Consider the following 13,361-nt stretch of genomic DNA (forward strand, 5'->3'; position numbering starts at 1 on the left):
TGACCAATCAGAAATCTCCCGGCTAAGCACAGATTTGGTCCACTCTCGGCTCCGGGCGTGTTGATAAGCAACACACACCCATGTGACCTCAGAGATCAACCGGGAATGGAGCCAGCAGTGGGTGTGAAGTTAGCTGGCGTTCTTGGCCAGGTTACTTCACTGGACGTACTTGGAGACGTGTTTTTCGGCTCCAAGTCGAGGCAAAAGACCGCTTCATTAGGCTTTTGCCGTCCCCACAGCAGGCGGAATTTCTGGCAGCCGCAGGCGATTGTTGTGGCGAACAGTCAGATCGCCAGTCTTATCACACAGCCAGCAGCGGAACCTAAAAAGAGGCGTTGATCCATTTGGACCAACGCCTCCATCTCGCTCACCCAGAATTACTCTTGGTGATGGAGATCGTTTAGCAGTTCATCGATCCGGCTACCGTAACGCACAGATTGGTCCTGCTCAAAGGTTAACTCGGGCGTCTTGTAGATGCTCAAGCGTGACCCCAATTCAGAGCGAATCAGTCCCGTAGCTTTCTTCAGCCCTTGCTGTGTCTTTTCCACAGAAGAAGCCTTGTCCGATAAAATACTGTAGTAAATCGTTGCCTGCTGCAAGTCACCTGTGACTTCCACGCCGGTAACGGTGACGCCCTCGACCCGCGGATCGCGGACACGTTTTAGGAGAATATCCGTAACTTCCCGTTGGATCTCTTGTTCCAACCGGCCAACTCGATATTGTGCCATGACGTTTGCCTCCGATTTTTATTTAACGGGAACTTCCTTCATTACGTAGGCTTCGATCACGTCGTCCACCTTAATGTCGTTATAGTTCTCGATAGTTAATCCTAATTCATAACCCATCTTAACCTGCTTGACGTCGTCCTTGAAACGCTTCAGACTGCCCAACTTACCTTCGTAGATGACCACGCCATCCCGAATCAAGCGGACATCGGCATCAGCCGTAATGTAGCCTTCGGTAACCATTCCACCGACAATCGTCCCGACCTTGGAAGCGTGGAAAATATCCTTAACTTCGACTTGGCCCGTGACTTGTTCCTCGTAGGTTGGTTCCAGCATCCCCTTCATCGCCGTCTCGATTTCATCGATGGCGTTGTAGATGACGTTGTGCAGACGAATGTCCACCTTGTCACTATCGGCTTGGGCCCGGGCCTGTGGTGTTGGCCGTACGTTAAACCCAATGATAATGGCATCGGAAGCTTCGGCTAAGGTCACATCACTTTCGTTAATGGCCCCAACGGCGGAGTGAATGATGTTGACCCGCACGCCGGACACTTCGATCTTCTTCAGACTTCCGGCTAAGGCTTCAACGGAACCTTGAACATCGGCCTTGATGATGACGTCAACTTCCTTCATTTCGCCTTCCTTAAGGGAGTCGAAGAGGTTGTCTAGCGTCACGTGACTGGTGTTCTTCCGTTCCTGAACCAAGGCTTCCTTGGCCCGTTCTTCACCAGCAGCTCGTGCCGTCTTTTCGTCGTCAAAGACCACGAACCGGTCTCCGGCTTCTGGGACGTCGTTCAACCCGGTGATTTCCACTGGCGTCGATGGCTTGGCATCCTTAATCCGCCGACCACGTTCGTTGGTCATCGTCCGGACCTTACCAAAGGTATTGCCGACCACGATGGGATCTCCAACGTGCAACGTCCCTTGTTGAACCAGCAAGGTGGCTACGGAACCGCGGCCTTGATCCAGACGGGCTTCGATGACGGAACCTACCCCATTTTGTTCTGGGTTGGCCTTCAATTCCAACACTTCGGCCTGCAGGAGAATCATGTCGAGCAATTCGTCGATGTTCTTGCCAAACTTCGCTGAGATTTCAACGAAGATGGTGTCGCCACCCCAGTCTTCAGGAATCAATTCATATTCCGTCAACTGTTCCATGACGTGGTTCGGGTTAGCCCCTGGCTTATCAATCTTGTTGACGGCCACAATGATTGGCGTTCCCGCAGCCTTGGCATGGTGAATGGCTTCGATGGTTTGTGGCATCACGCCATCATCAGCGGCCACAACCAAGACCGTAATGTCGGTGATTTCGGCACCACGCGCCCGCATTTCGGTAAAGGCCGCGTGTCCTGGTGTATCCAAGAACGTGATGGACTTGTCGTTGTAGTGGACTTGGTAGGCCCCAATCGCCTGCGTAATCCCACCGGCTTCACCCTCAGTAATGTGAGAGTGACGCAGATGATCCAGCAACGTCGTCTTCCCATGGTCAACGTGACCCATGATGGTAACCACCGGTGCCCGCGTTTCAAGGTGATCCGTGTTGGCCATTTCGGCATCGAAGAACTTATCGAGATCCGTCACGTCAACTTGGACCTTTTCTTGGGCTTTGATACCGTAATCGTCCGCTAAGATTTCAATGGTATCCTTATCCAGCGATTGGTTTTGGTTAACCATGACGCCCAGCATAAAGAGTTTCTTTACAATTTCAGCTGAGGAACGGTGTAAGATCTTGGCCAAGTCTTGGGCGTTCATGCCGTCCGTATAGACTAATACATCAGGTAAGGCCTTGTTCTTCCGTTCTGGTGCACCCTTGTGTTGATTGGTGTCTTTAATCCGTTGATTCTTCTTGTAACGATTATTGTTATTGTTACGACGGCGATTGTTGCGGTTGTTCCGGTTATTCCGGCCCCCACGGCTATTGCCGTTGCTGCTACCGCGCCGGCCGTTACTATTATTTGTATTATTATTCAAGCTTCCACCAAATCTGCCGGTCCCGGAATTATGTTGCGTGTTGCTTTGCTTTCCGGACTGGCCATTATTATTTTTATTGTTAGTGCTGGTGTTCCGTTGTTGATTGCGATTACCGCCATTACTGGTGGTCGACCGTTGCGTCGTCTGGTGATTCCCGTTACCGTTGTTGTTCCGGCTACCCCCGTTGTTCGCGTGGGCGTTACCGCCGGCCCGTTGACTCCCATTTTGTGTGGTCGTCTTGTGGCTGGTCTTCGGGTGATCACTCTTCTGACTGGCCGGTCGTGCTGCCTGCATAGCCGGTTGCTTCGCAGGCTTGACCTGACTCGCCTTACCAGCCGGACGACTGTGAAAGGCTTCGCGGAGCTGACGTTCTTCGTTCTCGCCGAGCGTTGACATGTGGTTTTTCACCGGAAAGCCCTTTTCTTCGGCTTTCGCAATGATCTGTTTACTGGAGATATTAATTTCTTTGGCGAGTTCATAAATTCGCTTCTTCCCCATATCTTCACACTCCTTTGTATTCTGTCGATCACGAGAACGTCAGGCGGCTACTTAGCAAGTAATTGTTGTAACTTCCGGACGAATCCCGGATCGGTGATTGCAAGGACCGTGCGCGCCGACCCAATGGCCGTGCTCAACTGATCCTTCGTAAAATCCTCGTTTAATTGGACGCCATAGCTTGTGGTCTTATCGCGGAATTGTTTCTGACTGGTCTTACCCGCATCATTTGCAAGTAACACCATCTTTGCAGAGCCATCACGCACCGCGGCCATGACGAAGGATTCGCCAGTGACCAGTTTTCCTGCTCGCCGGACTAATCCTAAAAGTTGTAAAGCACGCTCGAAATTAGTCATTGTCGAATAATTCCCGCCGTGCTTGTTGGTGATCCACGTAAGCAATGAGATCATCGTAGAACGCATCATCGATCTTAACGCCAAAGACGTGATCGAAGGTCCGTTCCTTCTTCGCCCGCTTGGCGATGGCCACATCTAAAGCGATGTAGGCACCGCGGCCGGACTGCTTACCGGTTGGATCGACACTTACTTCTTGGTCCTGGTTACGCACAACCCGAACCAATTGTTTCTTAGGTGCCATTTCCCCAGTCACAATATCTTTACGCATGGGGACTTTTCGTTGTTTCATGGGACCAAACCTCCTTAGGTGTGGCGTTACTCAGCCGATGGGTCGTCGGGCGTGACGTCAGACGTCTCATCAGTGGCCGTAGTTGCTTCCGATGTCTCCTCGTCTACGGCGTCATCCGCAGTTGCTTCAGGGGCAGTAACATCGTCAGCCGTTGATTCTGCCGGCACATCCTCGTCAGACGCTGGTTGATCCTCAGCCGCCTGATCAGCTTCCATTATAGCAGAAGCTTCGGATTCTGATTTAATATCAATCTTATAACCGGTCAACTTTGCGGCTAAACGGGCATTTTGCCCCCGCTTCCCAATGGCCAGTGAGAGTTGATAGTCCGGAACGATGACTTGGCAGGCCCGCTCGTTGTTGGGGTCAAAGATGACGTCCAAGACTTCGGCCGGGTTCAAAGCGTTAGCGATAAATTTCGCTTCGTCATCCGTCCATTCAACGATATCCATGTTCTCGCCGCCCAGTTCGTTCACAATGGTTTGAACCCGTTGACCACGGGGACCAACACTGGTACCCACGGGGTCGATATCCGGATTGTTGGAACGAACTGCAACCTTGGCACGGTCACCGGCTTCACGCGCAATGGCCATGATTTCAACGGTACCATCGAAGATTTCCGGCACTTCTTGTTCGAACAGACGCTTCAACAGGTCGGCGTGAGTCCGGCTGACGAAGACCTGAGGACCCTTCGTGGCGTTTTCAACTCGCGTCACGTAGACCTTAATCTTATCATGAATCCGGTACGTTTCGTTAGGCATTTGATCCTGACGACCCATGACCGCTTCCACTTTCCCCAAGCTGACGTAGACGAAACGAGAATCTTGACGTTCAACTTCACCGGTGATGATTTCATTTTCATACTGGCTGTATTGATCGTAAATGATGTTCCGTTCTGCTTCGCGAACCCGCTGCAAGATGACCTGTTTGGCCGTTTGTGCCGCAATCCGTCCAAAGTTCTTGGGGGTCACTTCGAACTTGATGTCGTCGCCAATTTCATACCCCTTACTGATGGCTAAGGCATCGTCTAAGCTCACTTCTAGCCGTGAATCGTAAACCTGGTCGACAACCTTCTTAACGGCAAAGACGTGAATGTCACCCTTCTTTTGATCGAATTGGACTTCGACGTTTTGGGCCTGATCGTAGTTACGCTTGTAGGCAGACACTAGGGCTGCTTCCAAGGCGTCAATAACGACTGATTTCTGGATACCCTTCTCCGTCTCCAGGACGTCAAGGGCACCTAATAATTCTTTACTCATGTTGTGTTTCGCTCCTTATTTAGTTAGAACTTGATAGCTAGCCGGGCTTGGGCAATCGCATCACGTGGAATGGTCAACGTCTTGATGCGCCCCTTTAAATTAACGGTCAAGTCCAAGGCATCGTCACGTAACGCTTCCAATGTCCCTTCGTAAACCTTACTCTGACCAATCTTTTGGTAGAGAGAAACGTGGATATAATCACCCACGGCCCGTTCAAAATCTTCCGGCTTCTTCAGTGGACGCTCGGCCCCGGGTGAAGAAACTTCGAGAAAGTAGGCTTGGGGAATGGGATCTGGATCGATTGCGTCCAACTTCTCAGACAACTCATCACTCACCATCGCACATTCTTCAATGTTAATGCCCCCGGGCTTATCAATGTAGACCCGTAAATACCAGCTCTTACCTTCCTTGACAAATTCAACGTCAACTAATTCAAATTGATGATGCGCCACAATTGGCTGGGCCAGGTCCGTCACGGTCTCGACGACTGTACTCAAAGAATTCCGCCTCCTACATTTTTCCATTAAAAAGAGTGAGCATGGACTGCTCACTCATTTAAAAAACGAGTTTAACTACAAAGCCTACTTTACTACAGTTCACGCGGGATTGCAACCATTGTGCCGGCTACTGTTCACAAGTGAACAGTAGTAAAATAAATCCCGCAATCGTAATGAATTCAAAAACCAATAGATTTAACCGATTCAAGGCCATTTCCTTTAAGCTAATCGCCTTGACGACCGTCAGAATAAACGCAATCAGGAAGTAACCGATCACAACCGCGAGGAAGGGCGCGGCCGCAACAGTTGCCACCAAACCACATAACACATAACCTAAACCAATCAAACAATAGCCTGCCAGGAAGAGCCACCCATCTGGTAACCGTGCAAACCGCTGGAGCATGGTGAACACCCGCTTTCGTTAGAGTTTAGTACTGAGTCCTAGGTTCTTTGATTCCTCACCATTATTGTACCATAACTCAGTGGTTTTGTAAGCGCTTACCAGGCGATTAATCCCGATAACTGTGGGTTATGCTTCGATCCCTAGCGGCCGATCTTGTCGGTCAGTTAATCAATTCGAAAAAAGCCCATTAGCGCAGCATTTAAGCTGTACTAATGGGCTTTCTAAATAGGCATCTAAAGGTTGAAAGCCACTAAACGTGTGGTGACATCGCTGGAATGGCAACGTCCGGTCAGTTTAATTGGATACATCTCATGCAGCCGTGAGTGAGTCAAATTTGGTCTCAGCCGTGGGATTTACCAAGCGATTTTTCCTGGTAAATGGCGTCTTTGAGACGCGGACTGACGGCTCAAAGCGAGGGAAAAGACAACACTTTGGCTTTTTCCGATCCTTCCCACCGCGATCCAGACCAAATTTGGCGAACGGTAAGGCGGCCAGCCCGCGACTATCATATTATAATGGTTGCTATCCTTGTCACACCAGGAATCTTAGCTGTTTTCTATCTTTCAATCTTTAGATAGGCATTAAGCGCATAGGCGATGCTGGCTACCTAGCCAAGAAAGCGAGTCGTAACCTACATCATGTCGTCGAACAAGCTCAACTGGTTTTCATCCGGCAAGCCATCGAGCACACCGTTTTCCGTCATGAAATCAATCAGCGTCTTAGAGACCTTTCCACGCTTAGCGAGGTCCTCTTTGGAGATGAATGGCCGGTCATTACGAGCCGCCACAATCTGTTTGGCCACGTTCAACCCGAGTCCGGGAGCCGCCTTAAATGGCGCAATTAACGTGTCACCATCGATAATCCAGTCGGCCGCGTCGGACTTTTCCAGATCGATCATCTTGAAATTATAGCCCCGTTCCAGCATTTCGTTAGCGAGTTCGAGCACCGTCAACAGGTTCTTGTCCTTGGTCGAGGCATCCATCCCCTGATCATTGATCGCCTTCATGGCGGCCTTCACCGCCGTCTTGCCCTGTGACATGGCGACAACGTCGAAGTCATCGGCCCGCACGGAGAAGTAAGCGGCGTAATAAATAATCGGGAAGTAGACCTTGAAGTAAGCCACCCGCAATGCCATCAGCACGTAAGCGGCGGCATGGGCCCGCGGGAACATGTACTTGATCTTCAAACAAGAATCGATGTACCAGTCGGGACAGTCGGTGGCCTTCATCTTTTCCTGCCACTCGTCGGGAATCCCCCGGCCCTTCCGCACGTGCTCCATGACCTGGAAAGAGGTTTCAGAATCAAGGCCAAAGTTAATCAAGTCGGTCATGATGTTATCCCGGCAGCCAATCACGTTGGCGATAGTGGCGGTTCCCGCCTTGATTAACTCTTCGGCGTTTCCTAACCACACATCGGTCCCGTGAGACAGGCCGGAAATCTGTAGCAGTTGCGAGTAGTTCTTCGGGTGGGTTTCTTCGAGCATCCCCCGGACAAACCGCGTCCCAAATTCAGGCACGCCCAGCGTCCCGGTCTTGGACTGAATCTGTTCCGGCGTGACCCCCAGAGAATCGGTACCGGAGAACAACGCCATGACGCCCGGATCGTCCATCGGAATCGTCTGAGGATCGACCCCAGACAAATCTTGCAGCGTCCGAATCATGGTTGGATCATCATGTCCCAGAATATCAATCTTCAAAATATTGTCGTGAATCGAATGGAAATCAAAGTGGGTCGTTTGCCAAGCCGCGTTCTGATCATCGGCCGGATACTGAATCGGCGTAAAGTCGTAAATATCCATGTAGTCCGGCACAACGATGATCCCCGCAGGATGTTGTCCGGTCGTCCGCTTGACCCCGGTGGCCCCCTTGGCTAGCCGATCAATCTCCGCGCCCCTAAACGTTTGTTCCGTATCGCGCTCGTAGGCTTTCACGTACCCGTAGGCCGTCTTGTCCGCCACCGTGCCAATCGTTCCGGCCCGGTACACGTTCTTTTCGCCGAACAAAACTTTCGTATAGTTATGGGCAATGGGTTGGTAGTCCCCGGAGAAGTTCAAATCAATATCAGGAACCTTGTTTCCCTTGAAGCCCAGGAAGGTTTCGAACGGGATGTTATGGCCATCACCAATCATCAGCGTGCCACACTTTGGGCAATTCTTTTCCGGTAAATCGTAGCCAGAACTGTATTCCCCCTTGGTGTAGAAGTGCGAATACTGACAGTTTGGGCACCGGTAATGTGGCGGCAAGGGGTTCACCTCGGTAATTCCGGTAAACGTCGCCACCACACTGGATCCCACGGACCCCCGCGACCCAACCAAGTACCCGTCCTTGTTGGACTTGGCTACCAGTCGTTGCGCGATCAAATAAATCACGGAGAATCCGTTCCCAATGATCGACTTCAATTCCCGGTCGACCCGGTGTTGAACCAACTCGGGCAGTGGATCGCCATACCACGCGTGTGCCGTATCCATGGTCCGTTGCCGAATTTCATCCTCGGCACCTTCCATGCGCGGCGTATAGAGCTTGTCCTTCAGCGGATGTACCTCATCCACGTCATTGGCAATCTTCTGCGTGTTGGTGACCACAATTTCCTTGGCCGTGTCCTCGCCCAGGTAGGCAAAGTCGGCCAACATCTCGTTGGTCGTCATGAAGTGCGCGTCGGGCAATTCCTGCCGATTCAGTGGGTTGGCGCCCCCCTGCGAGTGAATCAGAATCTTCCGGTAAATGTAGTCCTCCGGGTTCAGATAGTGCACGTCACCCGTAGCCACCACCGGCTTGTTCAGGTCGTGCCCCAATTGCACCATGTTGCCAACAATTTCTTCCAGATTGGATTCATCGGCAATCAAGCCCGAATCAATGAGTGGCTGATAAGCCGCCTTGGGTTGGACTTCGAGATAGTCGTAGTATTTGGCCTTCGCCGCCGCTTCGACCTGGCCCTTTTGCATCATCGCGGTGAAAACTTCACCCGACGAACAGGCTGACCCGACAATAATCCCCTCGCGGTAATGATCCAGCACGCTCCGAGGTACCCGTGGTACCCGGTAGAAGTAGTCCACGTTCGAAGCCGAAACCAGCTTGAACATGTTCTTCAATCCCGCTTGCGTCTTGGCAATCAGGATGGCATGGCTGGGCCGCGCGTGTTTATACGCATCGTTATCGGTCATATGATCGTTGAGTTGGTCGTGATACTGAATGTCATAACGGTCCTCGGCGTCCTTCAAGAACAGATAGTTCAGGTGACCCGTGGACTCGGCATCGTAAACGGCCCGGTGATGGTGTTCCAAGCTGACATGGAAGCGTTTCGCCAGCGTATTCAGCCGGTAACTCTTGAGCGTCGGGTACAGGAACCGTGCCAACGTCAAGGTATCGATGATGGGATTGCTGATCTCCGGCATATTGTGCCGCTTGTAGCCGGTGTTCATGAACCCCACATCGAAGGTGACGTTGTGTCCGACGATAATGGCATCGCCACAGAACTCGCGGAAGAGCTTGAAGACCTCCTCCTCGGACTTGGAACCCGCCACCATATCATCGGTGATACTGGTCAGGTTCGTGGTCTGTTCGGACAGTGGGAATCCCGGATCGATAAATTCCTCAAACTGGGCAATGACGTTCTTATGCTCCATCTTGACCGCGGACAGTTCAATGACCTTGTCATAAATGGCGGACAGACCGGTGGTTTCCACGTCAAAGACGACGTAGGTGGCGCCGTCTAGGGGCACGTGGGCGCTGTTATACCCAATCGGGACTCCATCGTCCACCAAATTGGCTTCCACTCCGTAGAGCATCTTCACGCCGGCCTTGGCCCCCGCATTGAAGGCGGCGGGGAACCCTTGCACATCGGCGTGATCCGTGATGGCTAACGCGGGCATCCCCCATTTTTTGGCTTGACTGACGTAATCGCCAATCGGATTGGTGGCATCCATCTGACTCATCGTGGTGTGCAGGTGGAGTTCCACCCGTTTCTCGTCGGCCGGTGCCGTGTCTTGGCGACTAGCATGTTTGACTTCATTGATGTCGTAGGCGTTCAGGGCCAGATCACGCATGAAGCTATCTTCCTGCACGCTCCCGCGAACCTTCACCCAACTGCCTTCTTCAACCCCGGCAAATTGCGCTTCGTCCTCGGCCCCCCGAGAGAATTTCTTCACAACAATCGACGACGTGTAGTCGGTAATCTTAATAGTCAGGAGTTGGCGCCCTGACCGTAATTTACGGACTTCCTTGTCGAAAATGTACCCTTCAACGATCACTGACCGTTCCTCTTGGGTAATGTCGACCATGCGCATCGTCGGTTGATCGCCCTTGATGGCCTTCCCAATCTGAGTTGGTCCACTAGCGGCCTGTACGTCACCGTTGCTCTGACTGGCACGTTTTTGGTTGGCTTTTTCAATCGCCGCCGCAGCCTGCTGGGCCAACTGGGCATCGGTCTTTTCCTGCCGCGCCTTGAACTCGTCGATCTTGGCCTGCGACTTGGACTCGTCCACCATCACGTGGATGTTGAACTTCGGAAAGCCAGCCTGCCGGTAAGTATCCTCAATGGGCCCTAACGCCTGATTGGCCAAAAAGTTCTTCACCACTTCATTTTGAGCGTACAACAGGACGCGGCCGTCCGGATCCATCTGGGGAACCTGAGATTGGCAGAGCTCCTGAACCAGATTACTGGTTAGACCGCTGTTCTTGACGACCCATTCCCAGTAATCACCCAGCAGGCGATCGGTCAGCTTCGGTTGGTCGACTTTGATCGAAGCCTCCACCGTCGCAATCTCCCGAAAGGCGATCTGTAAATGGTTGTGAAACTCTACGAAGGCGGTAAACGGCAAGATGCTGGGTAACTTCAAATGAAAATGCCAGCGCCGCGACTGTTCGTGAACGGTCAATCGGTCAATTGTAGCGGTCTGGAAATACGGCTGATTCGCCGCACCAGACAAATCTAGTTGTTGTAATAATTTTTCGAATAATGCATGGCGATCTTCGTCCACAAGCGAACTCCTTTCACACTGTTTGACTCTATTTACAATTGCTTAAAGCACTTAGGCTGGCTGAGCTGAATTTGTTGAGATTGGTCTTTGGCTGTTAATTAACCTTCCCTCGCCAAGCGTTGTTACAAATACCCGTTGCTTGGCTTAGCTTTACAGATGGTCCGCGTTTCAACCCATAGTTGGCGAACGGCCAACACCAACACTATCCCCGTCAGCCATTGCTAAGCTGAAAGACTAAAAAGACCAGCCGCTAGCTGGTCTTTTCGGTAAGCTAGTCGATGTCCTTAAAGAGAATCTCCACAGTACTTGCGACTTCATCCTTAATAACTTCGACCGTTTCACCAGTCTTTCTAATCTTAATTTCAACGATGCCTTCGCCCGCCTTCTTACCAATGGTGATCCGCACTGGGATTCCCATCAGATCGGAGTCGGCAAACTTAACGCCGGGACGTTCCTTCCGATCATCGGTCAAGACCCGATAGCCCTTGGCCGTCAACTGTTCTTCCAGTTCATCGGTCAGGTTGGCTTGGTCTTCCTTCTTCAGGTTAACGGGAACCAGGTGAATGTCAAATGGCGCAATGTTCCGTGGCCATACCAGACCGTTTTCATCGGCCTGTTGTTCCGCAATTGCGGACAATAGTCGGCTAACACCGATCCCGTACGAGCCCATAACGACAGGCTTTTGCCGGCCACCTTCGTCTAGTACCGTGGCCCCCAAAGCATCGGAGTAACGGGTGCCCAACTTAAAGATGTGCCCAATTTCAATTCCCTTGGTAAACTTCAAGACCCCGGCGCCATCTGGTGATAAATCGCCCGGTTGAACTTCTCGCAGATCGGCATACGCATCAACTCTGAAGTCCCGACCCGCATTGGCGTTAATGTAATGATGACCATCTTCATCGGCGCCCACGGTCACGTTGACCATATCGCCCACGTATTGATCGGCCAAGATCTTAACATCTTCGCCCACACCCACAGGGCCCAGGGAACCAAAGTTAGCGCCCAAGAATTCCTTAGCTTGATCCGGCGTTGCGGGATCCAAGAAGTCGGCGTTCAGGTAGTTCTTCAGCTTGGTTTCGTTGACCTCGTGATCACCGCGAACCAGAACCATGACGGGTTGGTCATCGGCGTCCACGGATTTAGCGACGTACAACATACTCTTAACCAACGTGGCGGCTTTCACGTCCAAGAAATCGGCAACTTCTGCAATCGTCTTGGCACCCGGCGTCGCGATCTTCTGCAGATCTTCGGGTTGCGCGTGAGACTTCTTACTGATGAAGAGGCTCCGCGCCATTTCCAAGTTGGCCGCATAGTCGGAAGAATCGGAGTAAACAATCGTGTCTTCACCCACCGGGGCAATGGCGGAGAATTCCTTGGAATCCTTACCACCCATGGCACCACCGTCACCCACGATGGCCCGGTAGTTTAAGCCCACCCGGTCAAAGATGTTTTCGTAGGCCTGCTCCATCTGGTTGTAAATCCGATCCAAGTCCTCATCGTTAATCGTGAAGGAATAGCCATCCTCCATGATGAATTCCCGGCCCCGGAGTAACCCGTAGCGTGGCCGATCTTCGTCACGATACTTGGGTTGAATTTGGTACATGACCAACGGCAACCGCTTGTAGGACTTGATGGCATCGCGGACCAACATCGTGAAGGTTTCTTCATGGGTGGGACCCAGGATAAAGTCGCTATCGTGCCGGTTCTTCAGCTTAAATAAGTTAGGACCGTATGTCTCATAACGACCGGATTCCTCCCACAACGAAGCGGGCAAGATGGCCGGCATCAGCGTTTCCACGGCATCGATCTTCGCCATTTCTTCCCGGATAATTTTTTCAATATTCTCCAACACCCGGTAAGCTAGTGGCAAATACGCATATACTCCCGCTGTGACCTGACGGATATAACCCGCCCGTAACATCATTTGGTGGCTCAGGGCCTCCGCATCATTTGGTACTTCTTTAAGCGTCGGAATGAGTAATTTCGATTGTTTCATAGTCAAATATTCCCTTCTCGTTACATCCCTATTTTACTAGTGAATAAAGTAGCGTTCGATGTCGTTCCAAGTAACCAGTAGCATCAAGATTACCAGGAAGCCAACACCCACCAGCGTGATCCCCGCTTCCACGTTCTCGGAAAGTGGTTTGCGCCGAATCGCCTCAATAAAGTTCAATAATATTTTACCACCATCTAAGGCAGGAATTGGTAGTAAATTGACAATGGCCAAGTTAATTGAGAGAAAGGCCAGGAAATTCAACACCCCGACCAGTCCAAACTGCGTCGCCTGTGAGGTCGTGGCGAAGATGGCCACGGGCCCGCCCAAGTCGTTTAGGCTAAAGTGGCCGGACACCATGCTCCACAGAGCGCCAAACAGGGCCTTGGTCATCGTCCAGG

The 13,361-nt window shown here is 51.7% G+C and carries 10 protein-coding genes; all 10 read right to left on the reverse strand.

Annotated features, from left to right (window positions below):
• Positions 1–377: 377 nt before the first annotated feature.
• The gene (rbfA, locus tag HEQ50_RS01355; RefSeq protein WP_168849026.1) at positions 378–728 is read right to left on the reverse strand and encodes a 30S ribosome-binding factor RbfA; all 351 of its coding nucleotides are present in this window, start codon (positions 726–728) and stop codon (positions 378–380) included.
• Between the two features lie 18 nt (positions 729–746).
• Positions 747–3,194, reverse strand: coding sequence for a translation initiation factor IF-2 (infB, locus tag HEQ50_RS01360; protein WP_168898671.1), 2,448 nt, complete (start codon positions 3,192–3,194; stop codon positions 747–749).
• A gap of 47 nt (positions 3,195–3,241) precedes the next feature.
• Positions 3,242–3,547 carry a ribosomal L7Ae/L30e/S12e/Gadd45 family protein gene (locus HEQ50_RS01365; RefSeq protein ID WP_168898672.1) on the reverse strand — a complete coding sequence of 102 codons (306 nt, stop codon included), beginning with the start codon at positions 3,545–3,547 and terminating at the stop codon, positions 3,242–3,244.
• Positions 3,540–3,836, reverse strand: a complete 297-nt coding sequence (gene rnpM / locus HEQ50_RS01370; RefSeq protein WP_168898673.1) for an RNase P modulator RnpM — start codon at positions 3,834–3,836, stop codon at positions 3,540–3,542. Before rnpM ends, HEQ50_RS01365 begins: the two co-directional genes overlap by 8 nt.
• Before the next feature lie 26 nt (positions 3,837–3,862).
• Positions 3,863–5,092 carry a transcription termination factor NusA gene (gene nusA, locus HEQ50_RS01375; protein ID WP_168898674.1) on the reverse strand — a complete coding sequence of 410 codons (1,230 nt, stop codon included), beginning with the start codon at positions 5,090–5,092 and terminating at the stop codon, positions 3,863–3,865.
• Positions 5,093–5,115: 23 nt separating this feature from the next.
• The gene (gene rimP, locus HEQ50_RS01380; RefSeq protein ID WP_168898675.1) at positions 5,116–5,589 is read right to left on the reverse strand and encodes a ribosome maturation factor RimP; all 474 of its coding nucleotides are present in this window, start codon (positions 5,587–5,589) and stop codon (positions 5,116–5,118) included.
• A gap of 127 nt (positions 5,590–5,716) precedes the next feature.
• Positions 5,717–5,992, reverse strand: coding sequence for a hypothetical protein (locus HEQ50_RS01385; protein WP_168898676.1), 276 nt, complete (start codon positions 5,990–5,992; stop codon positions 5,717–5,719).
• 631 nt (positions 5,993–6,623) lie between these two features.
• Positions 6,624–10,967 (reverse strand): PolC-type DNA polymerase III, encoded by a 4,344-nt coding sequence (locus HEQ50_RS01390; protein WP_168898677.1) that lies wholly within the window; start codon positions 10,965–10,967, stop codon positions 6,624–6,626.
• 271 nt (positions 10,968–11,238) lie between these two features.
• Positions 11,239–12,963: a proline--tRNA ligase gene (locus HEQ50_RS01395; RefSeq protein ID WP_168898678.1), complete on the reverse strand. Its 1,725-nt coding sequence runs from the start codon at positions 12,961–12,963 to the stop codon at positions 11,239–11,241.
• A gap of 36 nt (positions 12,964–12,999) precedes the next feature.
• Positions 13,000–13,361 (reverse strand): site-2 protease family protein (locus HEQ50_RS01400; RefSeq protein WP_211089144.1); only part of this gene is annotated, 362 nt, incomplete at its 5' end.

The organism is Lactobacillus sp. HBUAS51381, assembly GCF_012641095.1.
Lineage (GTDB): Bacteria > Bacillota > Bacilli > Lactobacillales > Lactobacillaceae > Levilactobacillus.